Annotated in this window: 22 protein-coding genes and 2 tRNA genes; 5 read left to right on the top strand and 19 right to left on the bottom strand. The window is 47.1% G+C overall.

Annotated features, from left to right (window positions below):
• The first annotated feature begins 49 nt into the window (after positions 1 to 49).
• The gene (gene ubiU, locus ACJB0T_RS12205) at positions 50 to 1,063 is read left to right on the top strand and encodes a ubiquinone anaerobic biosynthesis protein UbiU (protein ID WP_042496591.1); all 1,014 of its coding nucleotides are present in this window, start codon (positions 50 to 52) and stop codon (positions 1,061 to 1,063) included.
• 12 nt (positions 1,064 to 1,075) lie between these two features.
• Positions 1,076 to 1,954 carry a U32 family peptidase gene (locus ACJB0T_RS12200; protein ID WP_479291273.1) on the top strand — a complete coding sequence of 293 codons (879 nt, stop codon included), beginning with the start codon at positions 1,076 to 1,078 and terminating at the stop codon, positions 1,952 to 1,954.
• A gap of 62 nt (positions 1,955 to 2,016) precedes the next feature.
• Here ACJB0T_RS12200 and ACJB0T_RS12195 read toward each other — a convergent pair whose 3' ends face one another.
• The 17 genes from ACJB0T_RS12195 to rlmE all read right to left on the bottom strand — a co-directional run bounded on the left by ACJB0T_RS12195 (position 2,017) and on the right by rlmE (position 20,166).
• Positions 2,017 to 3,357, bottom strand: coding sequence for an MATE family efflux transporter (locus tag ACJB0T_RS12195; protein WP_479291275.1), 1,341 nt, complete (start codon positions 3,355 to 3,357; stop codon positions 2,017 to 2,019).
• A 73-nt stretch (positions 3,358 to 3,430) separates the two neighbouring features.
• Positions 3,431 to 3,844: a MarR family winged helix-turn-helix transcriptional regulator gene (locus tag ACJB0T_RS12190; protein WP_479291277.1), complete on the bottom strand. Its 414-nt coding sequence runs from the start codon at positions 3,842 to 3,844 to the stop codon at positions 3,431 to 3,433.
• A gap of 120 nt (positions 3,845 to 3,964) precedes the next feature.
• Positions 3,965 to 4,900 (bottom strand): lipoprotein NlpI, encoded by a 936-nt coding sequence (gene nlpI / locus ACJB0T_RS12185; RefSeq protein ID WP_479291279.1) that lies wholly within the window; start codon positions 4,898 to 4,900, stop codon positions 3,965 to 3,967.
• A gap of 174 nt (positions 4,901 to 5,074) precedes the next feature.
• Complete coding sequence (gene pnp / locus ACJB0T_RS12180) at positions 5,075 to 7,207, bottom strand: polyribonucleotide nucleotidyltransferase (protein ID WP_479291281.1); 2,133 nt, start codon at positions 7,205 to 7,207, stop codon at positions 5,075 to 5,077.
• A 343-nt stretch (positions 7,208 to 7,550) separates the two neighbouring features.
• Positions 7,551 to 7,820 carry a 30S ribosomal protein S15 gene (gene rpsO, locus ACJB0T_RS12175; RefSeq protein WP_005380094.1) on the bottom strand — a complete coding sequence of 90 codons (270 nt, stop codon included), beginning with the start codon at positions 7,818 to 7,820 and terminating at the stop codon, positions 7,551 to 7,553.
• A gap of 118 nt (positions 7,821 to 7,938) precedes the next feature.
• Positions 7,939 to 8,892 carry a tRNA pseudouridine(55) synthase TruB gene (truB, locus tag ACJB0T_RS12170; protein WP_479291284.1) on the bottom strand — a complete coding sequence of 318 codons (954 nt, stop codon included), beginning with the start codon at positions 8,890 to 8,892 and terminating at the stop codon, positions 7,939 to 7,941.
• A complete protein-coding gene (gene rbfA, locus ACJB0T_RS12165) occupies positions 8,892 to 9,308 on the bottom strand; it encodes a 30S ribosome-binding factor RbfA (RefSeq protein WP_479291286.1) in 417 nt (138 codons plus the stop codon). Before rbfA ends, truB begins: the two co-directional genes overlap by 1 nt.
• Positions 9,309 to 9,416: 108 nt before the next feature.
• Positions 9,417 to 12,122: a translation initiation factor IF-2 gene (gene infB, locus ACJB0T_RS12160; protein WP_479291288.1), complete on the bottom strand. Its 2,706-nt coding sequence runs from the start codon at positions 12,120 to 12,122 to the stop codon at positions 9,417 to 9,419.
• A 22-nt stretch (positions 12,123 to 12,144) separates the two neighbouring features.
• Positions 12,145 to 13,632, bottom strand: a complete 1,488-nt coding sequence (gene nusA, locus ACJB0T_RS12155) for a transcription termination factor NusA (RefSeq protein WP_479291290.1) — start codon at positions 13,630 to 13,632, stop codon at positions 12,145 to 12,147.
• A gap of 33 nt (positions 13,633 to 13,665) precedes the next feature.
• Complete coding sequence (gene rimP, locus ACJB0T_RS12150) at positions 13,666 to 14,121, bottom strand: ribosome maturation factor RimP (protein WP_479291292.1); 456 nt, start codon at positions 14,119 to 14,121, stop codon at positions 13,666 to 13,668.
• A 236-nt stretch (positions 14,122 to 14,357) separates the two neighbouring features.
• Positions 14,358 to 14,434 (bottom strand) — tRNA-Met (locus ACJB0T_RS12145).
• A gap of 55 nt (positions 14,435 to 14,489) precedes the next feature.
• Positions 14,490 to 14,573: transfer RNA gene (locus ACJB0T_RS12140), tRNA-Leu, on the bottom strand.
• 34 nt (positions 14,574 to 14,607) lie between these two features.
• On the bottom strand, positions 14,608 to 14,943 hold the full coding sequence (gene secG, locus ACJB0T_RS12135; RefSeq protein ID WP_042473582.1) for a preprotein translocase subunit SecG: 336 nt from the start codon (positions 14,941 to 14,943) through the stop codon (positions 14,608 to 14,610).
• 279 nt (positions 14,944 to 15,222) lie between these two features.
• Positions 15,223 to 16,560 carry a phosphoglucosamine mutase gene (gene glmM, locus ACJB0T_RS12130; RefSeq protein ID WP_479291294.1) on the bottom strand — a complete coding sequence of 446 codons (1,338 nt, stop codon included), beginning with the start codon at positions 16,558 to 16,560 and terminating at the stop codon, positions 15,223 to 15,225.
• 19 nt (positions 16,561 to 16,579) lie between these two features.
• Positions 16,580 to 17,410 (bottom strand): dihydropteroate synthase, encoded by an 831-nt coding sequence (gene folP / locus ACJB0T_RS12125; protein WP_479291296.1) that lies wholly within the window; start codon positions 17,408 to 17,410, stop codon positions 16,580 to 16,582.
• Between the two features lie 55 nt (positions 17,411 to 17,465).
• On the bottom strand, positions 17,466 to 19,430 hold the full coding sequence (gene ftsH, locus ACJB0T_RS12120; RefSeq protein ID WP_479291297.1) for an ATP-dependent zinc metalloprotease FtsH: 1,965 nt from the start codon (positions 19,428 to 19,430) through the stop codon (positions 17,466 to 17,468).
• 106 nt (positions 19,431 to 19,536) lie between these two features.
• Positions 19,537 to 20,166, bottom strand: coding sequence for a 23S rRNA (uridine(2552)-2'-O)-methyltransferase RlmE (rlmE, locus tag ACJB0T_RS12115; RefSeq protein WP_479291299.1), 630 nt, complete (start codon positions 20,164 to 20,166; stop codon positions 19,537 to 19,539).
• A gap of 112 nt (positions 20,167 to 20,278) precedes the next feature.
• Here rlmE and yhbY point away from each other — a divergent pair, with 112 nt between their 5' ends.
• A complete protein-coding gene (gene yhbY / locus ACJB0T_RS12110) occupies positions 20,279 to 20,575 on the top strand; it encodes a ribosome assembly RNA-binding protein YhbY (RefSeq protein WP_479291300.1) in 297 nt (98 codons plus the stop codon).
• 182 nt (positions 20,576 to 20,757) lie between these two features.
• Here the strand turns inward: yhbY and greA are convergent, their stop codons facing one another.
• Positions 20,758 to 21,231, bottom strand: a complete 474-nt coding sequence (gene greA, locus ACJB0T_RS12105; protein ID WP_252012377.1) for a transcription elongation factor GreA — start codon at positions 21,229 to 21,231, stop codon at positions 20,758 to 20,760.
• A 422-nt stretch (positions 21,232 to 21,653) separates the two neighbouring features.
• On the opposite strand from greA, the gene dacB reads away from it, so the two are divergent.
• Positions 21,654 to 23,093: a serine-type D-Ala-D-Ala carboxypeptidase gene (gene dacB, locus ACJB0T_RS12100; RefSeq protein WP_479291302.1), complete on the top strand. Its 1,440-nt coding sequence runs from the start codon at positions 21,654 to 21,656 to the stop codon at positions 23,091 to 23,093.
• A gap of 44 nt (positions 23,094 to 23,137) precedes the next feature.
• On the opposite strand, the gene ACJB0T_RS12095 is transcribed toward dacB, so the two are convergent.
• Positions 23,138 to 23,986 carry a magnesium transporter gene (locus tag ACJB0T_RS12095; RefSeq protein WP_479291304.1) on the bottom strand — a complete coding sequence of 283 codons (849 nt, stop codon included), beginning with the start codon at positions 23,984 to 23,986 and terminating at the stop codon, positions 23,138 to 23,140.
• 440 nt (positions 23,987 to 24,426) lie between these two features.
• Here ACJB0T_RS12095 and ACJB0T_RS12090 point away from each other — a divergent pair, with 440 nt between their 5' ends.
• The gene (locus tag ACJB0T_RS12090; protein WP_479291305.1) at positions 24,427 to 26,316 is read left to right on the top strand and encodes a hypothetical protein; all 1,890 of its coding nucleotides are present in this window, start codon (positions 24,427 to 24,429) and stop codon (positions 26,314 to 26,316) included.
• Positions 26,317 to 26,372 lie beyond the last annotated feature (56 nt).

The following is a 26,372-nucleotide window of genomic DNA, read 5'->3' as shown; positions in this document are numbered from 1 at the left end:
TAACTTTTCATAAAATGCGCTCTACTGACAGAATTATGGTATTGAGCATATGGAACTCTTATGCCCAGCGGGTAACTTACCTGCATTAAAAACGGCAATTGATTGCGGTGCCGACGCCGTCTATATCGGCTTTAAAGACGACACCAATGCCCGTCACTTTGCGGGTCTTAACTTTACAGGTAAGAAGCTTGAGCGCGCGGCTCAATATGTTCACGACCACAACAAGAAACTGCACATTGCACTGAACACGTTCGCTCACCCGAATGGATTCGAACGCTGGACTAACGCGGTTGACCAAGCCGCCGATCTCGGTGTGGATGCGTTGATCGTTGCCGATATCGCCGTGCTTGATTATGCAGCGAACAAATATCCGGACCTTGAACTGCACCTTTCAGTTCAAGCCTCTGCGACCAACGTGGCGGCCATCGACTTCTATCACAAGAACTTCAACGTCAAACGTGTGGTACTGCCGCGCGTGCTGTCGATCCATCAAGTAAAACAGCTCTCTCGAAACATGACATCTGATGTCGAGTTAGAAGTGTTTGCCTTCGGCAGCCTTTGTATTATGTCTGAAGGTCGCTGCTACCTTTCGTCTTACCTGACAGGCGAATCACCAAACACAGTAGGTGCATGTTCTCCGGCAAAATACGTTCGCTGGCAAGAAACAGAAACCGGTTTAGAATCACGTTTAAATGACATTCTGATTGACCGCTATGCACAAGGTGAAAACGCCGGCTACCCTACTTTGTGTAAAGGCCGATTTGAAGCGGAAGTCGATGGTGAGCGTAAGCGCTACCATGCTCTTGAAGAGCCAACCAGCCTGAACACCTTATCAATGCTACCTGAGCTGTTTGCTGCCAATGTTGCATCAGTGAAAATTGAAGGCCGTCAACGCAGCCCAGCCTACGTCGAGCAAGTAACTCGTACATGGCGTGAAGCGATTGATATGTACCAACGCAATCCAGAGCAATATCAAGTGAAACCAACTTGGGACAGTGCACTGGCGAACGTTTCTGAAGGTACGCAAACAACACTCGGTGCTTACCACCGCAAGTGGCAATAAGGAGCAAATCACATGAAATATGCATTAGGTCCGCTGCTGTACTTTTGGCCAAAGCAAGATGTAGAGAGCTTCTACGAACAAGCGAAATCAAGCTCTGCGGATATCATCTATCTGGGTGAGAGTGTTTGTTCTAAGCGCCGTGAGATGAAACCTGCTCATTGGTTTGATATTGCTAAAGAGCTCAGCGCATCTGGTAAGCAAGTGGTGCTGTCCACTATGGCATTGCTCGAAGCACCGAGTGAAGTGAATATCATGAAGAAGTACATCGACAACGGTGACTTTGCGATTGAAGCTAATGACGTGTCTGCTGTCCAACTTGCCAGTGAAAGTAAGGTGCCATTTGTCGTAGGACCTGCGGTCAACACCTACAACGCACGCACGCTGCAGCTGTTTGCTAAACAAGGCATGATCCGTTGGTGTATGCCGGTTGAGCTATCACGAGAGTGGCTTGAGAACGCGATGAACCAAGCCGAAGACTTAGGTATTCGCGGTCAATTCGAGGTAGAAGTGTTTAGCCACGGCTACCTGCCATTGGCTTACTCTGCACGCTGCTTCACTGCTCGCGCGGAAAACCGAGCAAAAGATGACTGCGAAACCTGCTGTATTAAATACCCAACAGGCCTTCAAGTAGAGAGCCAAGAAGGTCAGTCAGTATTTAATCTAAATGGAATCCAAACCCAGTCAGGTTATCAGTACAACCTAATCAACGATCTTAAATCGATGGAAGGCTTGGTCGACGTTGTGCGTCTTAGCCCACTTGGACTGGATACCTTTGCCGAAGTGGATCGTTTCAGAGCCAATGAAGACGGCAGCAATCCGCAAGCGTCGCTCGATCGTCAGTGCAACGGCTACTGGCATCAGATTGCTGGTCTCGATATCAAGCAAATCTAAACAAACGAGCCTCGCCAATCAGCGAGGCTCTTTTTTAATGGCAATGTTCGGATTCAGTGATGTTAAACCGTTGCCGTCTCATAGCCGTTCGCACGCAGCTTGCGAATGTCTTTCCACATCATGGCTCCAACCACCAAACTCAACGCGATGTTTGACAGAGGATACGCTATCCACACACCGTTCACTCCCCAAAGCTTTGGCATAACGTAGAGGAATGGCAGTTGGATCAGCATGTTTCCTAATGTCACGAACAGAGCTTTTCGGTTATGACTGATCGCTTGATAATATGCGGCTGCCACAACGATGAACCCATCAAGGAACATTGAGAACAAATGCAAGCGGATACCGACCACCGTATATTCGATAAGTTGTGGTTCACTGGAGTTAAACACTGAAACTGCCTGGTAAGGAAACAAGTTAAGGAGCCCCACAAAAACCGCACCACCAAGTACGGAACTGAACATAGCGACATTGAACAGCTTACGCATGTTGTCTTCACGACGAGCACCATAGTTGTAGCTCAATAGTGGCTGCATCGCATTAGCGATGCCTTCGGCAATTAGGTAATAGAAAGCAACGATATAACCTAAGATAGCGTAGGCGCCGACTAAGGTCATCGAGCCATACTCCGCAAACAGTGCGTTATGCAGTGCTACCATAAAAGAGCCGTAGGCGTACATGAAGAAGCTTGCGATACCAATGGAGAATATCTTAGGTAGCAGTGGCCATTGGAACCTAAAATCACGCAGTGATAGGCGCATTTTCGCTTTTGAGGTAAAGAAGTATCCTACCCCCAACACGGTCACCACAGCTTGAGCTATCGCTGTTGCAAGCGCTGCACCGGTGAGTTCCCAATCGAGAATTGCGATAAACCAGTAATCGAGGACGATGTTAATCACCGCGCCAAGTACCATCAAGATAGTCGCCATATTTGGGCTGTCGTCATTTCTCAATAAAAACGGCACTGCAATTGAGCCTAGAGTGAACACACCGCCTACGATCAAGATGTCGAGATACTGCATCGCGAGATCGTACATACGTCCCTGTGCACCTTGAATCAGGATCATCTTGTCGGCGTATTGCCAAAGTAGGACAGCAACGACTGGACTCAACGCTAGCAATGCCATTAAACCGGTTGCCAAAGCTTGCTTGGCACCAACAAGATCGCTCTCACCTTGTTTAATCGATGCCAGCGCTCCAGTACCGACACCAATCATCATGCCAAGGCCAAGAATGACACTAATCACTGGCCAGGCGACATTGATGCCCGCAAGGCCATCGCCTCCCATATACTGTCCAATAAAAATGCCGTCTACCACTTGGTATAAACCGTTGACCAGCATAGCGGCTACGGTAGGTACGGCATAACGCCAAAACTGTTGGTAAATTGATTTTTGATTCATCACGACGTTGCTACGATTATTTGTTATCAAATGACTCTTCAGAGTCTTACTGTTGATTAAGAACTAGCAGGAATTAAAGCTTTAGCGCTTTAGTCAGAAGGTGGTTGAGGGAGGTAAACTCGCTGTCTGTTAGGTTCACCTTTAATTTATCAGCAACCACACTATAAATTTCCAACTCTGACGCTAGAGGGATACGTGCCTTCTCTGTCAAAACTACCCGTTTAGCACGAGCGTCTTCTGGACACGCTAAACGTTCCACTAGCCCCTTCTTCTCCAACCGTTTGACCATATTGGTGGCTGACGGCTTGGACACCTCTAACTCTCGGGCCAAGTCAGTGAGCCTAATCGGCTCCTCGAAAGCTTGCACGGTTTTGAGATAGTCATATTCATTAAAGCTAAGGTGAGACAGTGGATCTTCTTTACTGTAACTGCGCCAAACCTTAGCAGTGAGGCGTTCCAATCTCTCTAAATTGACTTCTATAGACATTCACGTCACTTATTAATTAGCCTAGCTAACTATTTTAAGGGTATTGGAAGTAAACTGCAACGCATAAAAAAACACCAGCGTAACGCTGGTGTTTTAAAGTCTTGGATTTATTAAGAGAAACTATGCGTCGCTTGGTTCCGCGCTCGCTTGTTCTTCTTGCTGTTTCTTCGCTTCTTCTGCTTGCTGAGCGCGAACAATTTCAAAGATTTTGGTGAGCTCTAGGAATGCGTACTTATGCTCTGCAAAATCATACACATTTTGTGCGATAGCTAGCTTGTAGAGCGAGACGGCGGTTGGGTAGTCACCGTCGATTTGATGACGCTTAGCAAGGTAGAAGTACACCTCTGTCAGACGCTCTGCCAATACATTGTTATCTCGGCTGCTCGCTAGGATTGCTTGAAATGCTTGCTCTTCTGACACTTGTTCAAGCATCAATGCGACCAAAATCCAGCCCCAGTCGTTATTGCGAGCAAGATACTGTTTATTTAACGTAATCGCCGCTTCCGATGGGCTCGCTTGGCGAGAAATGATGTAAAGCCACAGCGCTCGGTACGGATCGGATGGATTCTCTTGGTAGTAACGCGTCATTCCTTCAATCGCTAGAGGAATACGGTCGCCGTAGTACAGTGCGATAGAACGGTTACGAAGTGCATAAGAGTTAGCTGGATCGAGCTCTAGGCTTGAATCAAACGCTTCATACGCAGAGTCAAAATCACCAATCTGAGTGAAGTATTGACCGACTTGGTTGAACACCACTGGCTGAGCAGGGTTTAATTGAAGCGACTGGTTGAAATCAAGCTGCGCCAAATCGCGCATACCTAGACTATTGAAATAAGAACCACGCTCGAAATGCATTTTGGCGCGCACATCGTTATCGAGATCGCTGCGCTGAAGTAGCTGAGTCAGTCTTGCAACCTGGACTTCATATTGAACGTTGGCTTGTAAAGGCACAGCCATCGGTGGATTCAACCACTGCTGATCTTGCGTTGATGAGTTGGATGCACAACCCGTCACGACGGCCACTAAACTCAATCCTAAGATTCGAAACCACTTCACTATATTCTTCTCCTTAATGCCTGCTATCGCTAAGCGTAACTGACGGCTTTTATTAAATTTTTTTGCCGTGCTGCTTTAATGGTATAGCAGGTAATTTCCTTCGCGCACTAAAAAAGGGGGCGATTGCCCCCTCTTTATAGCATGCTTTTAGACGCAATGGTCTAGAAATGCGAATTATTCTGCGTCAGGTGCCGCTTTTTCATTCGCAGCTTCAGCTGGCTGTTCTACCGCTTCTTTCATGCTTAGACGTACACGGCCTTGGCGGTCGATTTCAAGTACTTTAACTTGAACTTCTTGGCCTTCTTTCAGGTAGTCAGTCACTTTCTCAACACGCTCTTGAGCGATTTGAGAGATGTGTACTAGACCATCTTTACCTGGAAGAACCGTTACGAATGCACCAAAGTCTGCTAGACGAGCAACTTTACCCGTGTAGATCTTACCAACTTCAACTTCTGCAGTGATAGCTTCGATACGAGCAATCGCATCTTTCGCTTGGTCACCGTCAGTCGCAGCGATCTTGATAGTACCATCGTCTTCGATCTCGATAGTCGTACCCGTTTCTTCAGTTAGCTGACGGATAACTGCGCCACCTTTACCGATAACGTCTTTGATCTTGTCTGAGCTGATCTTCATTGTGTGGATACGAGGAGCGAACTCAGAGATATCTTCACGAGCACCAGAGATAGCTTCATCCATTACAGATAGGATGTGCTTACGTGCACCTTGCGCTTGGTTAAGAGCAATTTGCATGATCTCTTTAGTGATACCTTCGATCTTGATGTCCATTTGAAGTGCAGTGATACCAGTGTTAGTACCTGCTACTTTAAAGTCCATGTCACCTAGGTGGTCTTCGTCACCAAGGATGTCAGAAAGAACAACGAAGTCATCGCCTTCTTTCACAAGACCCATTGCGATACCCGCAACAGAAGACTTGATTGGAACACCCGCATCCATAAGTGCTAGAGACGTACCACATACAGAAGCCATTGAAGATGAACCGTTAGATTCAGTAATTTCCGATACAACACGTACTGTGTATGGGAATTCTTCAACAGAAGGCATTACTGCTGCGATGCCGCGCTTAGCCAGTTTACCGTGACCGATTTCACGACGCTTAGGAGAACCTACAAAACCTGTTTCGCCAACACAGTACGGAGGGAAGTTGTAGTGTAGTAGGAAGTGATCTTTACGCTCACCTGTTAGCTCATCGATGATTTGAGCATCACGCTGCGTACCAAGAGTCGCAGTTACGATTGCCTGAGTTTCACCACGAGTGAACAGTGAAGAACCGTGAGTACGTGGAAGAACGCCAGTGCGCACGTCTAGTGCACGAACCATGTCTTTTTCACGGCCATCGATACGTGGGTTACCCGCGATGATGCTGCGACGAACAACTGTCTTCTCTAGATCGTGGAAGATAGTGTGGATTTCTTTCGTGTTCGCTTCTGGATCTTCAGCAAGAAGAACATCGTTCACTTCTGCTGCAATCGCGTGAATGCGGTCGTAACGAGCCATCTTCTCAGTGATTTGGTACGCTTCAACAAGCTTAGCTTCTGCTAGTTCAGCGATGCGGTTGTTAAGAGCAGTGTTCTCTTCTGGAGCAACCCAATCCCAAGCTGGAGTAGCAACTTCTGCTGCAAACTCGTTGATTGCTTTGATAACAACTTGCTGTTGGTCGTGGCCGTAAACCACTGCTGATAGCATCTCTTCTTCTGTTAGGTTGTCTGCTTCAGACTCAACCATAAGAACAGCGCCTTCAGTACCCGCAACAACTAGGTCTAGTTTAGAGTTTTCTAGCTCAGTGTTGCTTGGGTTTAGTACTAGTTGACCGTCGATGTGACCAACACGTGCAGCACCGATAGGACCGTTGAACGGGATACCAGAGATAGCAAGAGCCGCTGAAGTACCGATCATTGTTACCATGTCTGGTTGAACGTTCGGGTTTACAGACATTACTGTCGCGATAACCTGAACTTCGTTTTTGAATGCGTCTGGGAATAGTGGACGAATTGGACGGTCGATTAGACGTGCAGTCAGTGTTTCGCCTTCAGAAGGACGACCTTCACGCTTGAAGAAACCACCTGGGATTTTACCTGCCGCGTAAGTACGCTCTTGGTAGTTTACTGTTAGTGGGAAGAAGTCTTGACCTTCTACCGCTTCTTTTTTACCAACAACAGAAACGAATACTGACGTATCGTCCATTGTTACCATTACAGCTGCAGTAGCTTGACGTGCGATAACGCCTGTTTCTAGCGTCACAGTGTGGTTGCCGTATTGGAACGACTTAACAACTGGTTTTTCGAACATTGTATTTCCTTTTTTCTGGAGCGAGTCCAGATCATTTGATTGTGCGCTCAATGCATTACAAATCGCGACTAGTTCAAACAAACTTAGCTCTTTGCTCTAAGCAGCTAGTTCTATGCCCCTAAAAGCGAGCAAATGTGCTTGGAATAGTCGCGACCCTGCGGTCGACAAAATGGACTGTAATGTACTGAGCAGATTGTGACTAAACGAATGTACTTTAGACAACTCTGTTTAGACGGGACGTAGTATAAACTACTTAGTGGAAGTTTTGCCATTAACTAAAGAATTTAGCTAACAAAAAAGGGGCATATAGCCCCTTTTAACAAACTTTCTATGCAGACGCTGATTAGCGACGTAGGCCTAGACGTTTGATTAGGTCTTGGTAGCGAGCTAGGTTTTTACCTTTTAGGTAATCTAGAAGCTTACGACGACGAGAAACCATACGTAGAAGACCACGACGGCTGTGGTGATCGCCTTTGTGTGCTTTGAAGTGACCTTGTAGGTGGTTGATAGAAGCTGTAAGTAGAGCTACTTGAACTTCTGGTGAACCAGTGTCGCCTTCGCCTTGTGCGTATTCTGCAACGATTGCTGCTTTAGTTTCTGCATTCAGAGACATAATTCTCTCCTAATAAGAGTAAGTTTAAAAATTGTAGCAGCCAATCTCTGATTCAGCCGCTACGCGAAGCGCGAATTATAGGGAATAATTCTAGCTAGAGCAAGAGGTATTCGTCGCTCTATTGAGCACTTTCTTCCTCACGAAAAACAACCAAACGCTTAGGCGCCAGCTTACCATCGTCATTCATAGCCCCAACACCAATAAACAAACGCTCTTCACCCATGGTCATACGCACCGGCGCATCCACTGGCAAACCTGAAACTTGCACAGGCTGGCCATGCTGAAGCAAATCACCAAGTTCAGGCGTGACATTCGCTTCTTGAAGATCTTGTACTGCACTGTCCATTGGCATCAGCAGTGGGTCAAGCAACTCACGTGGCTGGCGCTCTTCGCGCTTTGCCTGCTCAAATAGCTCGTTTAGCTGCTCAAGAGTCACCATGTTCTCATAAGGGTACTTAGCAACCGCAGTACGGCGAAGCATAGTCACGTGCGCGCCACAGCCTAGCATTTCACCGAGATCATCAACGATAGTTCGGATGTACGTGCCCTTAGAGCAGTGTACTTCCATCTCCACTTCATCACCTTCAAAGCGATGTAGAACGATTTCATATACGGTGATCTTACGGGCTTCACGCGGCACTTCGATACCTTGGCGAGCGTACTCATAAAGTGGCTTACCTTGATATTTCAATGCTGAAAACATTGACGGAACTTGATCAGACTCGCCGCGGAACTTATCGATGCACTCGTCAAGAAACTCTGGAGTTACGTTGATATCACGAGTTTCAACCACTTCACCATCAGAGTCAGAGGTATTGGTACGTTCACCAAGTTTAGCGATCACGCGGTAGCGCTTGTCTGAATCTAATAGGAATTGAGAGAACTTGGTAGCTTCGCCCAAGCAAATTGGCAGCATGCCAGTTGCTAATGGGTCAAGAGCACCTGTGTGCCCTGCTTTCTCAGCGAAGTAGATACGCTTTACTTTTTGCAGAGCATCATTCGATGAGATACCGGTAGGTTTATCTAGAAGGATAACGCCGTTGACTGGACGTCCCTTGCGACGTCTAGCCATTACTGCTCTTCTCCCTCAGTACCGTTTTCTTCGCTGCGACCCGCTTCGTCTTGCTTACGCTTGTCTTCGCTAACCACTTCGCTCACTAGATTAGACATACGCATACCTTCAACAAGTGTGTTGTCGTATTGGAAACGTACTTCTGGTGTTAGACGCAGGCGAATGCGTTTGCCTAGCATCATACGAATATGAGCTTCGTGCTCACGAAGTGCCGCAATGCTTGATTCAGGGGTTTGCTCACCCACACATAGGAAAGTCACGAATACTTTTGCGTATGCTAGGTCACGAGACACTTCTACGTCTGAAATCGTCACCATACCTAGGCGAGAATCGCGAACTTCGCGTTGAAGGATAAGAGCAAGCTCTTTTTGTAGTTGCTGCGCAACACGTTGTGTGCGGCTAAATTCTTTTGACATTTCTTTTCTCACTATAGAAAGAATGGGGGGATGGTAATAACCAGCCCCCCATGGCGTATTCAACAACCATCAATACTCAAGTTAGAAACTGAGTAGCGATTTTGTCAATTAGTCTAGAGTACGTTTGATTTCAACGATTTCGAATACTTCGATTTGGTCGCCAACGCGAACATCGTTGTAGTTCTTAACGCCGATACCACACTCGTAACCGTTCTTAACTTCTTGAACGTCATCTTTGAAGCGGCGTAGAGATTCTAGCTCACCTTCGTAGATTACAACGTTATCACGCAGTACGCGGATAGGGTTGTTACGCTTGATAGTACCTTCTGTCACCATACAACCCGCGATAGCGCCAAGTTTTGGAGACTTAAATACGTCACGTACTTCTGCAAGGCCGATGATTTCTTGCTTGAATTCAGGAGCAAGCATACCGCCCATTGCTTGTTTCACTTCGTCAATCAATTGGTAGATGATTGAGTAGTAGCGTAGGTCTAGGTTTTCAGTATCGACAGTACGGCGAGCAGAAGCATCAGCACGTACGTTGAAGCCTAGGATGATAGCGTTAGACGCTGCTGCTAGTACTGCATCAGTTTCTGTAATACCACCAACACCAGAACCAACAATGTTCACTTTAACTTCGTCAGTAGACAGTTTCAGTAGAGAATCAGAGATTGCTTCTACAGACCCCTGTACGTCCGCTTTCAGTACTACGTTAAGCTCAGCAACGTCACCAGCAGTCATATTAGAGAACATGTTTTCTAGTTTCGCTTTTTGCTGACGCGCAAGTTTCACGTCACGGAATTTACCTTGACGGTAGTTTGCTACTTCACGAGCTTTACGCTCATCACGTACAACTGTTGCTTCGTCACCTGATGATGGAACACCAGATAGACCTAGGATCTCAACTGGGATAGATGGACCTGCTTCAGTTACTTCTTTACCTAGTTCGTCACGCATCGCACGTACACGGCCGTATTCTTGACCACAAAGTACGATGTCGCCTTTACGTAGCGTACCAGATTGAACTAGAACTGTAGCAACTGGACCACGGCCTTTATCTAGGAATGATTCTACAACCACACCAGATGCCATGCCGTCAGCAACCGCTGTTAGCTCAAGTACTTCTGATTGAAGTAGGATAGCTTCTAGAAGACCGTCGATGTTAGTACCTTGTTTCGCAGAGATGTGAACGAACATGTTCTCACCGCCCCACTCTTCAGGGATAACGTCGTATTGCGCCAGCTCGTTCTTAACGTTGTCTGGGTTCGCGTCTTCTTTATCGATCTTGTTCACAGCAACAATCAGAGGTACGCCAGCCGCTTTCGCGTGTTGGATCGCTTCAATTGTTTGTGGCATTACGCCATCGTCCGCAGCTACAACTAGAACAACGATATCTGTCGCTTGAGCACCACGAGCACGCATTGCGGTAAACGCCGCGTGTCCAGGAGTATCAAGGAAAGTGATCATGCCGTTGTCAGTTTCTACGTGGTATGCACCGATGTGCTGGGTAATACCACCCGCTTCGCCTGATGCAACGTGAGTACGACGGATGTAGTCAAGTGTCGATGTCTTACCGTGGTCAACGTGACCCATGATAGTTACAACAGGAGCGCGAGAAACCGCTTCTGAAGTTGCATCACGGTCAGATAGTACTGCTTCTTCGAGCTCATTCTCTTTACGCAGAACAACTTTGTGACCCATTTCTTCAGCAACTAGCTGTGCAGTTTCTTGGTCGATAACTTGGTTGATAGTCGCCATTGCGCCCATCTTCATCATCACCTTGATAACTTCTGTTGCTTTAACAGACATTTTACTTGCTAGCTCAGAAACAACTACTGTTTCGCCAATAACAACGTCTTGCTTAGCAACTTGAGCTGTCTTATCGAAACCGTGCTGCATAGACGTTGGCTTAGCCAGCTTACCTTTTCTGCCACGTTGGTTACGACCGCCGCGACCACCACGGTTGTCTTCTTGTGGGCTCGCTTTCTTCTTACGACGACGAGGCGCTTTCTCTTCTTTACGATCTTGAGCATCTTCTGCTTCACGAGCGTACGTAGAGGTTGTCGTGTGGTAATCAGCTTTTTCGTTGTCTTTAGATTTTTTCTCTTCTTCAGACCAGCGTGCGGCATTCTCTTCCGCTAGTTTGCGAGCTTCTTCAGCTAGACGAGCCGCTTCAGCTTCCGCCTTACGTTGCGCCTCTTCTTCTTGACGACGTTTTAGTTCGTCCGCTTCTTTCTTCGCTTCAGCATTCTTTGCGTTCATTTCTTTCTTGGCCTTTTCCGCTTCTTCGCGCTTAGCAGCATCTGCTTCAGGTTGCTCAGCCTCACGTGTAGCTTTTTCCTCTGCTAGACGTTTTTCTTCGGCTTCGCGCTGAGCTTTCTCTTCTGCTTCACGCTGTGCTTTCTCTGCAGCTTCACGTTTGGCTAGCTCTTCGGCTTCACGTTGGGCACGCTCTTCCGCCTCACGATTTGCTGCTTCCTCAGCTTCACGTTTTGCTTGCTCGTCGATCGCACTGCGCTTGACATAAGTGCGCTTCTTGCGCACTTCTATTTGTACATCTTTGCTCTTACCGCCACCGGCAGAAACAGACAGAGTGCTACGAGTTTTACGCTGCAGCGTAAGACGAGTAGGCTCTGACTCACCAGATGTATCACCATGTTCTTTCTTCAGGTGAGTAAGAAGCGTTTGCTTCTCTTCATCATTCACCTGATCGCTTTCTGATTTTTTCAAACCAGCATCAGCAAGTTGTTCAATTAGGCGTTCAACTGGCGTACCAATCTCTTCGCTAAGTGCTTTAACCGTAAGTTTTGTCATGCAACTACCTCCTTGCTGATTATTATTCTTCGTCGCCGAACCAACAGATGTTACGTGCAGCCATGATTAGCTCACCTGCGCGCTCTTCTGTTAGCCCTTCAATGCCCTCTAGCTCATCGACACCTTGGTCTGCAAGGTCTTCAAGAGTAGCTACACCTTTTGCAGCCAGTTTAAATGCCATCTCACGCTCTAGACCTTCTAGTGCCAGTAGGTCTTCAGCTGGCTCAACACCTTCGAATGATTCTTCCTGAGCAAGAGCAAGTGTCGTTAGGGCATCTTTTGCACGGCTACGAAGCTCTTCTACAAGCTCTTCGTTTAGGCCGTCGACTTCTAGAAGTTCGTTAACTGGCACGTATGCCACTTCTTCTAGTGTTGAGAAGCCTTCCTCAACAAGCATTTCCGCGAAGTCTTGCTCGATGTCTAGGTGCTTCATAAAGTTTTCGATAGAAGCTGATGCTTCTTCTTGATGTTTCTTCTGAAGGTCTGCAACCGTCATAACGTTCAGTTCCCAACCAGTTAGTTGAGAAGCTAGACGTACGTTTTGACCGCTACGACCGATAGCTTGCGCTAGGTTGTCAGCTTCAACCGCGATGTCCATAGAGTGTGCATCTTCATCGACGATGATAGAAGCAACGTCTGCTGGCGCCATTGCGTTGATAACGAACTGAGCTGGGTTATCGTCCCAAAGTACGATATCGATACGCTCGCCGCCAAGTTCACCAGAAACCGCTTGTACACGTGCACCACGCATACCTACACACGCACCAACAGGGTCGATACGCTTGTCGTTAGTTTTCACCGCGATCTTCGCGCGAGAACCTGGATCACGTGCTGCGCCTTTCAGCTCGATAAGCTCTTCAGCAATCTCTGGCACTTCCACGCGGAATAGCTCAGCTAGCATTTCTGGCTTAGAACGAGTAATGAATAGCTGGAAGCCGCGAGCTTCTGGAGCCACTTTGTATAAAAGACCACGTACACGGTCGCCTGGACGGAAATTTTCACGAGGAAGCTGGTCATCACGTAGGATAACGGCTTCAGCGTTGTTACCAAGATCTAGGATGATGGTGTCACGGTTAACTTTCTTAACCACACCTGTCACTAGGTCGCCTTCGTTGTCGATGAACTGCTCAACGATTTGCGCGCGCTCAGCTTCACGTACTTTCTGTACGATAACTTGCTTAGCTGTTTGCGTGGTGATGCGGTCAAACGTTACTGACTCGATCTGCTCTTCAACGAAGTCACCCAATTGGATAGACTCGTCGTCGTATTGTGCCGCTTCGATAGAAATTTCTTTCGTTGGGAATTCAACTTCTTCTACTGCCATCCAGCGGCGGAAGGTTTCGAATTCACCTGTTTTGCGGTCAATGGCAACACGTACATCGATTTCGATTTCGTGTTTTTTCTTAGAAGAGGTTGCTAGTGCAATCTCTAGCGCTTCAAAAATACGCTCACGAGGAACAGCTTTCTCGTTAGAAACTGCTTCTACTACCGCTAAAATTTCTTTACTCATTTATCTAGCCTCTAAGCTTTTATTATTAGGGACCTAAAATTTAGGGATAAGGTTAGCTTTGGAAATGTTGCTTAGCGCCATTTCTTCTTCGTTACCATCGGCAAGGATGGTTACTGTCTCGCCATCAATAGATTGGATTACACCTTTCCACTTACGACGGTTGCCGACAGCCATTTTCAACACGATGCTGACCTCGTGACCAATAAACTGTTGGTAATGTGCTGCTTTGAAAAGTGGTCTTTCTAGGCCTGGTGAAGACACCTCTAGGTTATAAGCCACCGTAATTGGGTCTTCGACGTCCATTACTGCACTTACCTGATGACTTACTTCTGCGCAGCCATCAACAGTAATACCATTTTCATGGTCGATATAGATTCGAAGGGTAGAATGCTCACCTGCACGGATGAACTCTAAACCAACAAGCTCGTAGCCAATTGCCTCTACAGGCGCTTCGAGCAATTCTGTAAGTTGTCTTTCTAAACCAGTCATTTAACCACTCCAGAAACAAAAAAAGGGCATATAGCCCAATTTAAATTCCAAGCACTTGTATTTGCTGCTTTTTAAAAAGCGCAAATAACAAAAAACCCCGAAAGTCGGGGTTTTTTGTTGCTGGACCCTGATCATCGAGAAAAAGTAACACCCTAAAAAGATAGTTGTTGTTTTCTCGATGTGCAGTGATTTTTTCACACTGCTAAACTTGCAATCCATCAACACTCAGAAAGTATTGGTTGCGGGGGCCGGATTTGAACCGACGACCTTCGGGTTATGAGCCCGACGAGCTACCAAGCTGCTCCACCCCGCGTCCGACTTGGTGTGCATTATACGCTCACCAAACTGTATTACAAGTTTATAAATAATGGTGCCGAGAGAGGGACTCGAACCCTCACACCAAAGGCACTAGCACCTCATGCTAGCGTGTCTACCAATTTCACCATCTCGGCATCTAAGCTTTTCGATTCGTTAGAATCAATCGACTTATTGAGGGATCTCGTCGCTGTTTTCAGCTGGAACATCACTCGCTGCATCAGCTGCTTGCTCAATTACTTGACCTTGAGTAGGGTCAACCCATTGAGACTCACCTTTGTGAGTGTACATGTTGCCAAGTACTAAGCTGATAACAAAAAATACGATTGCAAAAATTGCAGTCATTCGGGTTAGGAAATTTCCTGAGCCACTAGCACCAAACACTGTGTTTGAAGCGCCAGCACCGAATGAGGCTCCCATATCTGCGCCTTTACCTTGTTGAATCAACACTAGGCCAATAACACCAAGCGCAGCCAACAGGTAAATCACAAGTAGAACTTGAATCATATGTCCACCTATGTTCCTAATTGTTGAGCCAGCGCTGCTTTCCTTGCTGTACGCACTGAAAACCTGGCTATGGCCTCCTAAGCGAAGGCGGTGGCAATACTAGCGAATGCCGCACTGACTGACAAGAGAAAAATGACAAAAATCTTTCGCCGAGCAACTGAACGCTCAAAAAAAGGGCAAAAGAACAATTACCGATAAGAATAAGCGAGTAATCATATAAAAAATAAGCAAGAACCAAAAGAACTAATTTGATTCTTGCTGATGCTAAACAGTCGATATTTAGCAGTTTTCTTTTACGATATCAGCGATGTATTGTGCTGATTGATTAACTAACACGTCATCTTCGCCTTCAACCATGACTCGCAGCAAAGGCTCAGTACCCGATTTGCGAAGCAGCACACGACCTTTGTCGCCAAGATCGGCCTCTGCTTTCGCGACCGCCTGCTTCACAGCTTCCGCTTCTAGCGGGTTAGCGTCACCACTGAAACGAACATTGATAAGCACTTGTGGGTAAAGAGTCATACCACTTGCTAGCTCATTGAGCGACATCTTTGCGCCAATCACTGAAGCAAGCACTTGCAGTGCAGCTACAATCGCATCACCCGTTGTCACTTTATCCAGCAAGATAACGTGGCCTGAGTTTTCTGCACCAATACGCCAGTCACGCTCAAGCAGTTGCTCCATGACGTAGCGGTCACCAACAGCTGCGCGTACAAATGGAATGCCAAGCTGCTTAAGGCCGTTTTCCATGCCAAGGTTAGTCATTAGGGTTCCAACAACACCACCTTTTAGTTCACCACGACGAAGCGCGTCACGGGCAATAATGTAAGCGATTTGGTCACCATCTACTTTGTTACCTAAATGGTCAACCATGATGATGCGGTCACCGTCGCCATCAAAAGCAAGCCCAAGTGCGGCATTCTCTTCAACCACTTTTGCTTGCAGAGCACGCACATCTGTCGCACCCACTTCCGCGTTGATGTTAGTACCGTCTGGGTCAACACCAATTGCTACCACGTCTGCACCTAGCTCTTTAAATACCGAAGGCGCGATTTTGTAGGTTGCACCATGCGCACAGTCGATAACAATTTTTAGGCCCGCAAGGCTCAAATCGTGTGGAAATGTGCTCTTACAAAACTCGATATAGCGACCAGCAGCGTCGTTAAGACGGCTCGCTTTACCAAGCTCGGAAGACTCAACACATTCAATGTTTTTATCCAGCTCTTCCTCAATCGCAAGCTCAATGGAGTCTGGCAGCTTTGTACCTTCCGAAGAGAAGAACTTAATGCCGTTGTCATAGTATGGGTTGTGCGATGCAGAAATCACGATGCCCGCTTCCGCGCGGAAAGTCTGGGTAAGGTATGCCACTGCTGGCGTAGGCAATGGACCAGTGAAGATCGCTTTAAGCCCGGCTGCCGACAGACCCGCTTCAAGCGCCGACTCCAGCATATAACCTGAGATACGGGTATCTTTACCAATGATCACTTTTTTAGTGCCTTGCTTTGCAAGCACTCGACCAGCAGCCCAACCTAGCTTAAGTACGAAATCGGGTGTGATTGGGTACTGACCCACTTTGCCTCGAACACCATCGGTACCAAAATAACGTCGTTGTGACATTTTATTTCCTTATTCGTTTTTATAAATTTGATTGCATCATCTGAACGATCTTCACCGCTTCGACCGTCTCTACCGCATCATGAACACGGATAATTTGTGCCCCTTTTGCTGCAGCAAGGGTAGCGCAAGCTAAGCTCCCAGCTAAACAGTCGGCAGGTGCTTTATCAAGCAATTTAAAAATCATTGATTTACGCGACATACCGGCAAGCACAGGTAGTCCAAACTGATGAAACTTGTCCAAATGTGCTAGCAGATGATAATTGTGTTCCAGCGTTTTGCCAAATCCGAAGCCGGGATCCAAGATCAGTTTATCGCGTGTAATGCCTACCGCTTCACACGCTGAGATACGCTCTTGTAAGAATTGCGCCACATCTGTCAGAAGATCGTCATAGGTAGGATTCGCCTGCATCGTGCGCGGCTGTCCCTGCATGTGCATAAGACAGATTGGCACACCCGCGGCTGCGGCTACCTCCAGAGCACCAGGCTCTTGTAAAGCACGGACGTCGTTGATGATATCGGCACCGGCCTCCACAGCTTGGCGCATGACTTCCGCTTTACTGGTGTCGACGGAGATCCAAACATCAAATCGCTCACGTATCGCCCGAATCACAGGAATAACACGCTCAAGCTCTTCTTGCAGCTCAACATCAGGTGCTCCTGGGCGCGTTGACTCACCACCGATATCAACAATCGTCACACCTGAAGCGATCATCGCTTCAACCTGCTCAAGCGCAGCATCCACTGAATTGAATTTGCCACCATCAGAGAACGAGTCAGGTGTGACATTGACGATACCCATCACTTGTGGCGTATCGAGAGAGAGGGTTTTCTGGTTTGCTTGTAAAATCATAACTGCTTTAAACGACAAAAGCCCCGAGCAAGGCTCGGGGCTTAATCACTATTTGTTACTCTGAGTCTTTCTTAGTTGGCTCAGAAGACACATCTTCAGCCTTAGTTTCTGAGTCGGCAGCTGGCGCTGTAGGCTCATCGTCTTTAGGCTCAGGTTTCGCTTCTGCCTTTGGCTTATCCTGCTGAGCAGCCGCTTGGTCTGCCCAACCAGCAGGCTCACGAATATCACTCTTACGCTCCATCAGGTCATCAATTTGACCCGCATCGATGGTCTCGTATTTCACAAGCGCATCTTTCATGGAGTGCATAATATCCATGTTTGCTTCAAGGATTTTCTTAGCACGATCGTAGTTACGGTCGATGATATGACGAACTTCTTCGTCAATCAGCTTCGCTGTCTCACCAGACACATGTTTAGTCTGGGTCACACTACGACCTAGGAATACCTCACCTTCGTCTTCCGCGTACAGCAGAGGCCCCAGTTTTTCAGAGAAGCCCCACTGCGTCACCATCTTACGAGCAATATCAGTTGCACGTTCGATATCGTTGGATGCACCAGTCGATACTTTATCTTTACCGTAGATTAGCTCTTCCGCTAAACGACCACCGTAAAGACTAGAGATCATCGATTCTAGGTGTTGACGAGACATGCTCACACGGTCTTGCTCTGGCAAGTACATTGTCACACCAAGCGCACGACCACGTGGGATGATAGATACCTTGTACACAGGATCGTGCTCAGGAACCAAACGCCCAACGATTGCGTGGCCCGCTTCGTGGTATGCCGTCGACTCTTTGGTTTCTTCCGAAAGAACCATAGAACGGCGCTCAGCACCCATCATGATCTTATCTTTCGCTAGTTCAAACTCAACCATAGATACGTTGCGCTTGTTACCGCGTGCAGCGAATAGCGCCGCTTCGTTAACTAGGTTGGCAAGATCTGCACCAGAGAAGCCTGGCGTACCACGTGCAATCAAAGATGGTTCTACATCTGAAGCTAGAGGTACTTTACGCATGTGTACTTTCAAGATCTGCTCACGGCCACGTACGTCAGGTAGACCAACCACAACTTGACGGTCGAAACGACCAGGACGAAGTAGTGCAGGGTCAAGTACGTCTGGACGGTTGGTTGCTGCAATAACGATAATACCTTCGTTACCTTCAAAACCATCCATCTCTACTAGCATTTGGTTAAGGGTTTGCTCACGCTCATCGTGACCACCACCAACACCAGCACCACGCTGACGACCTACCGCATCGATCTCATCGATGAAGATGATACAAGGTGCTGCTTTCTTTGCTTGCTCGAACATGTCACGCACACGAGATGCACCAACACCAACGAACATTTCTACAAAGTCAGAACCTGAAATCGTAAAGAACGGTACCTTCGCTTCACCTGCAATTGCTTTTGCAAGTAGCGTTTTACCTGTACCAGGAGGACCAACCATTAGAACACCCGTAGGGATCTTACCGCCCAATTTCTGGAAGCGGCTTGGATCACGTAGATAGTCTACTAGCTCTTTTACGTCCTCTTTTGCTTCGTCACAACCTGCAACGTCAGCAAACGTGGTCTTAATCTGTTCTTCGCTCATCATACGAGCTTTACTCTTACCAAACGACATGGCGCCTTTGCCACCGCCGCCTTGCATCTGGCGCATAAAGAAGATCCAGACACCGATAAGAAGAATCATTGGGAACCACGAGATGAAGATAGTGCCAAGTAGACTCTGCTCTTCTGGTGGAGTACCCGAAACTTTTACGTTTTGGTTAATTAGGTCATCAAGAAGTTTTTGATCATAAACTGGCATGTAAGTCACAAAGCGACTGCCACCACCACGACGAGTAAAGGTTATCTCGCTGTCTTTGAATTGAGCTTCCTGAATCTGGCCATTGCCAACTTCCTGTACGAACGTGGTGTAATCTACCGCTCGACCGTTACTTTCTCCCGGTCCGAAGCTTTGGAATACCGACATCAACACAACGGCGATGACTAACCACAAAATTAAATTCTTTGCCATGTCACTCAAGGTGTCAGCCTCTCGATAACTAATTGTAATTAAAGGTAGGGTACTACAGTTTTTAGGCTGTAGCTACATTGTTAATTTTGTCTTTGTAAACTAATGTTCAGCCTTTGAAGCCATTAGCTACAATAAACACCTCACGAGAGCGAGCTCTAGATGAGTCCGGCTTGCGAATCTTCACCACTTTGAAGGCTTCACGCACCTGTTTTACGTATTCGTCAAACCCTTCGCCTTGGAACACTTTCACTACGAAACTGCCGCCAGGGGCTAAAGTTTGATGACACATATCTAATGCTAGTTCAACAAGATACATAGCTCTAGGCTGATCGACAGATAAGTTACCTGCCATGTTAGGAGCCATATCAGACATTACTACGTCGACCATATCCGGTTGGATTCTTTCTAGTAGTGCATCAAGCACCGTTTCTTCACGAAAATCGCCCTGAAGAAAGCTCACACCAGAGATAGGATCCATCGGCAGTAAGTCACAAGCAATCACTTGTCCCTCGTCGCCAACAACTTTAGCGGCGTACTGAGACCACCCGCCAGGAGCAGCACCAAGGTCAACCACAGTCATCCCAGGTTTCAGTAGCTTATCCTTGTTTTGAATCTCTTCAATCTTAAAGATAGCACGTGAACGATAGCCTTTTCTTCTGGCCTCATTAGCATATTTATCATCAAAATGCTCTTTTAGCCAACGGCCCGAACTGGCCGAATGTTTTTGCTTACTCATTCAATTTCCAACTCAATAAGGGCATGCCCTTAGAATAAAGTATAGTCTTCGTCATAAGATGGCGTTAAAATACGACTTTTCAACCCTAATAGTAAATAAATTTGGCCGCGTTATGAACCTAAGCACCAAACAAAAGCAGCACCTAAAAGGCCTAGCACACGCACTGAAACCCGTTGTGCTTATGGGCGCAAATGGACTAACAGAGGCTGTACTAGCGGAAATCGAAATCGCTCTTGACCACCACGAACTGATTAAAGTGAAAGTGGCGTCAGAAGACCGTGACACTAAACTGCTGATTATCGACGCGATTGTGCGCGAAACTAAAGCAGAGAAAGTTCAGGTTATCGGTAAGACACTTGTTCTTTACCGTCAGTCAGAGCAAAAGAAAATCGAACTGCCACGCAAGTAATTTGCCCAGCAGTTGGTTTTATAGAAACAATTTGTTTCAAAGTGGAAAAGGTCGCTTAGGCGGCCTTTTCATTTTTCTGACAAGATGTGTTTGCCAAACGAGTACGACGCCACCATCATGGAGACACAAAAAAAGCCGCCAAATTGGCGACTTCCTTTCGACCTTTCGGTCAACAGCGTTGCTTAAACGTAAGCAACCTTGTCAATTTCGAAGTCTTTTTGACCGCCTGGGGTCACGATAGTCACTTCATCACCTTCCATTTTACCGATAAGGCCACGAGCGATCGGTGAGCTTACTGAGATACGACCAGCTTTGATGTCCGCTTCATCATCACCGACAATTTGGTAAGTCTGCTCAGCATCGGTATCGATATCAATTAGAGTCACTGTAGAACCAAAGATGATCTTGCCCGTGTTATCTAGCTTAGTCACGTCAATTACTTGCGCGACAGATAGCTTGTACTCGATATCACGAATTTGCGCTTCACAGATGCCCTGCTCTTCACGAGCCGCGTGGTACTCTGCGTTCTCTTTTAGGTCACCAAGTTCACGAGCTTCTGCAATTGCTTCAGAAATCTGTGGACGAAGTTTAAGTAGACGATCTAGCTCTTCACGTAGCTGCTGTTCGCCACGTACAGTCATTGGAACCTTTTCCATTATAACAACCTCTTTTCCAAAGCATCCTTTGGACAATAAAACCCTACTCAAGCGAGCCTGAGTACAATTTGAAAAATAAACTGGATTAAGCCTAGTGTAATCAATCCGCGGATACAAATCACTGTGATTCGGATACTGAGGCAATAAGGAAGCACTTATTGCTGGCACTGGCTGTGGTGCTCTTTCTGATAGCAATCAGAGTTGTTCTTTTTGAGCAACGCAACAATATAGCCTAGTTGGCTTTGATTTCGCAAGGTAAACCACGCTGACGATAGTATGAAAGTGTGAGCAACCTTGCGTCCGTTTCGCCGCATCGTACAAAGACTATTCGAAGCGACTTTTTGCGAAAATTTAACGCTTTATCTCGACTTAATAGGTTGTTAGCCTACATTAAAAATTAAGCCCACCCTGATGAATTCGCTATGACAGCCAAACTCTCGCTCACCTGTTTACTTATTTTCTCCGCTGCGACGTTTGCAGATGGTGCCGATGCGACCAAACATCTCCCTTATGGAAGCCGCAGTGCGCAGCTCATCGCGCCTCTATCGGCTCCGCAGCAGGCACTAGTTGAGTACAATACTGAGCAATTTTTTCCCCCAGCTAGCACACTAAAAGTCGTGACAGCCTTGGCGGCCAAACTGGCACTGCCTGATAGCTTTCGCTTTGAGACGACACTCTATACTTCAGGTAATGACCTCATTATCAAATACTCTGGTGACCCTACGTTTAGCCGAGCTTCACTCACAACGATGCTAAAACAGGCCAAGTCAGAGGTAGGATCTCGGTTTAACAATATTTGGTTGGATGACAGCGTGTTTACAGGTTACCAGCGCGGTGTTGGCTGGCCTTGGGATATTCTTGGTGTTTGCTATAGTGCACCGGCCTCTGCGATTACGCTTGATGGCAACTGTGTTCAAGGCGCGCTATACACCAATAAAAATGGTACGACGCGCATCAATGTGCCTTCACATCAACCTATCAGTGCGTCAACGTCTGCAAAGAGCGTCTCTAAGGACTACCAAGAGCAGAGCCATTGTGATCTGCAACTGGAAGTGAGCCCTAACAATCAATACTCGCTGAGTGGCTGCGCGGTCGAGCGAAAGTCGCCAATACCGCTCAAGTTTGCCGTTTCGTCGCCTGAGCAATTTACCGTCGATGTCATCAAATCAGAGCTTCAGCGTATCGGCGTGACGTTATCCGGTGAAGTCAAATTGGGTGCGCCAAACATCAAGGGACAAAAGCCGCTGTTTGTTCAGCGCTCACGACCACTCAATGACTTGCTCGCTGTGATGCTACAAGACTCTAATAACCTCTATGCCGATAACATCACTAAAACCCTTGGAGCCAACTATTTTAACGAGCCAGGCTCCTTTATTAATGGCACCGAAGCGATAAAGGCCATTGTTAAGCAAAAGGCTGGTATCAACCTTGATCTCGCGGTGCTGGAAGATGGATCTGGGCTGTCCCGCAACAACCGCGTCACAGCCAGTCAAATGCGTGAGGTTCTGAGCTACATTCACCGCAACGACAGCACTCTCAAGCTCGCTCGACTCATGCCCGTTTCCGGTAACAACGGCACATTAAAGTATCGTTCAAGTATGCGTAAGGTACCGATTAAGGGCGCGCTAGTGGCAAAAAGTGGCTCTCTGTTTGGCACCTACAATATGATGGGATTTGGTCTTGGCAGCAAAGGAGAGCGTGAAAGTTTGTTTGTCCAATTTGTCACTGACTACCATCCAAAGAAAGCAACCACCAGCAAGCCAGTTGAGTCACCGTTGACACAGTTTGAGAAGGCCTATTACCGTCAAGTGGTTGACTACAGTTATTCGTTGGAGCGCTCAAACAACAAAGCGCAGCCATAGCTGCGCTTTATCATCATAATATCGACTTAGTAGATTGCGGTTAGTTAAGATAAACCCAGGAAGTGATTAACTACGGTAAAGTAAATCCACATACCCGAGATATCAACTATCGATGCCAGTACTGGGCTCACCAGCACTGCAGGATCGAGTTTAAACACTCGAGCAATGATAGGCAGAACACCGCCCAACGTTGTCGATACCGTGACCTGAATAAACAGCGCCACCGCTATCGCCATCGCGATAAGGTTGATATCAAAACCACCTGCAGAATTCACATCACCAAAGACCAGAATACGCCCAACCATGACCAGTGCCACTGCGGCAGCCAGACATACTGCGACACGACTTTCCTTCCAGAGCACCTCTAACCACTGCCTCTTGCGAAGCTCACCGGTTGCCAGTGCACGTATCACCAGAGTTGCGGCTTGGGTACCCGTATTACCACCAGCGGCGGCAATCACTGGCATATAAACGGCCAGTAGTACTAGTTGGCTTAAAGTATCTTCATACTGTGCAATGATAAGCCCTGAAACGATACCTAGCAGTGCTAAAGTAACAATCCACCCTATGCGCTGCTTGACGTGCTCGAGTACACCCGTCGTTAAGTAACCACCTGTGGTTTCTGCTTCTGAGTGAATCAAACCCAAGTGGTGAGCGTAAAGTCTTGCTCGTTTATCGTGCCCTTGCAAATCAAGCTCTTCAATTAAGTACTGAACTTGCCCCAAGGCGCAGTGTTGCAGCACACCTACCGCTTCATCGATCGGCATTACCGTTAGCAGGTTTAACTGCTGCTCTGTGTCGTATTGCAGAAATGCTTTCGTTGCAGCACTGATCTCCTCTTCAGAGAAACGAGGTGCTGTATTTTCAATATATGTATTGCTCATTACCGTCATGGCGAATCTCCCGATTAGCGTTGGTAACGACCATCAAAAAGTCGGCTCACTAATTGACAAAATAATGCCAAAAGCATGACCAGATGCTAAGTGCGATGACATAGTCTAGACACACCGATGTCAGGCCATGTACACAGCCAAAACACGCATCAAAAGACATACTCATTGAGTGACTCAATAGTAGTAAAGGAGAAAAATATCAGGATATTATAGAAGGGAAACACACCTACCTCAGCGGTAGGAACGAAGATCGCAATTACCGACGCGAGGCTATTTTTCTCCTTTCATACTAGGAGGATGGTCGGTATTGTTCATAGTTATCTCCGAAAAAACTACCCTACTGGTAGCGCGGCGTAGGATACCAAAATACGCCCATGAGTAAAGTCCATTTTCTCTATGGAAATCATTTTTTACGTTTGTTCATATAAGTGTCATATCACATGTCTCGTTCCACTCTTTTTGCATCCGTTTTGATGCTATGCGCCAGTGTTTTGCTCTCTGGCTGTGATTCTTCAAATAGCGGGGGAAATACGCCTTCGCAACCACCCAGTGCCAATCGCTGTGATGTCGATTGGCAACAAACCTTTACCGACCTCAACCGAGATTGGACTCGCTCTCAATACGATCACAACTGTGATGAAACGGCTCAACCTGCGCCTCAGTTCGCAACTAGTTCGGACGCCTCGTCTTCGGTTCAATACGCCAATATTTTTGATGGTGAGCGAGAACGCTACGGTTACAACCCAAGGTTCATCCCTGGCCGTCCCTATTTTGATGCCAACAACCTACCATGGATGATTGTCAACAACATGAACCAGTTCAACGTCGGTGACGGTCAACCAGGCCATCATCAAGACCCCGTGACTCTCGAGAAAACCAATAAGCCTTTGCACGCACTGACTTATGACGACCGTGTCTATTCATCACTGTATAGCGACGCCAATCCATGTACCGACTGTGACTCATACTTAGTAAGACTGACGCCAAGCGGCGAATGGATCAGCACATCACTGAGAGCCATGGAGCAAGAGTTTGGCTTTAGGCAAAACGCCGATGGGTTAGACGGCTATCGCTACCGCTATATAGAACAGGTGTATTTTCAAAACAATGGCGATGTGTTCTTCAAACTTGATCATGGTGCTATCCGCTATCAGGCTCAAACCCAGACTTGGCGGGGCTATAAAAAGAACTGGCTAGCTCAAACTGAAATGGTGGGGAATGGCAGCCAGCCACCGCTGTTCATCCGCACATCGAATAGCAATAGCGAATACGCCATCTCCCGCTTAATCGATATTGGCAATGATGAACTCGACTGGCAAGAAGAGACGCTATCACTGCCCATTCGCCTAGGTCTATATCGAGGTAGCAAGCCTGTCATTTGGGAAGGCAACACCTTACATATCGCAGCCATTAGCTACGATGAGAGCGCATTAAATCGTCTTGATTTCAACACGGGGCAATACTATGTTCGCTATCAGCTTGGTACTGAGCAAGCAGACGTTCTGTTCATGGGGTGGAGCGGTTCGACCTCTGAGGCAACACCGGATGGTCACAATCAACCCATCCTTTTACTCGATAGCCAAAAACGATTGCACTTCATCTCAGGCGCTCACAATCACCAGATCTGGCATCGTTACTCCTTAGCACCTGTCACCAACAGTGAATGGAGCAATGGCGATAATTTATGGGGCAACGTTGCAGCAAACGATAAATTTTCTTACGGACGAGAGACACCCGTTGACCGCACTCCAGAAGAGACATCAAGTGATAGCAAAGTCAATTATGTCGGTCAGCCTTTGGGACGCTATACCTACGTCCACGCTGCTATCCAAAGCGATGACACCATTGTGTTGGCGATGCGTAACACCGCGCCAGAGACCGATGCTCCGAGTGGCTATCGACTTGAGTGGATAACTGGTACGTCACAAGTAAGTGGTCAATACCAATGGCAAGACAAAGGGGTCATTGTGATGCCAAACTGGCAGCAGTATTCAAACTACACTCAGAAACTGCATCAGGATAAGCGCGGGAACTTATACCTACTGTATACCTATGAGATCCAAAACTTCAACGATGATACTTGGTTTAACCAAGCGCTGCGTGTTTCTAAATCGAGTCAAGAAGAGTGTGCACTGTTGTCTGATACCGAGGATTGTATCCATGTGGTTAGTGAGCATTATCGCCGCTGGCCTAATGAAATGCTGGCCGGTAGTCCAAGTCGTTACAGTCAGCAATTTCAGCACCACCCTGTATTGCTTGTGAGCTCTGATAAAGGAGTGTCTTGGCGTTTGGCGACTACAGAAGGATTGTTGTCGCAGAAGATGAGGTAGTTTGGTCCTTGGTCCTTGGTCCTTGGTCCTTGGTCCTTGGTCCTTGGTCCTTGGTC

It is taken from the genome of Vibrio sp. CB1-5, from assembly GCF_059412285.1.
The sequence above is the reverse complement of the archived record's forward strand: the minus strand, read 5'-3'. Positions and strand labels throughout refer to the sequence as shown.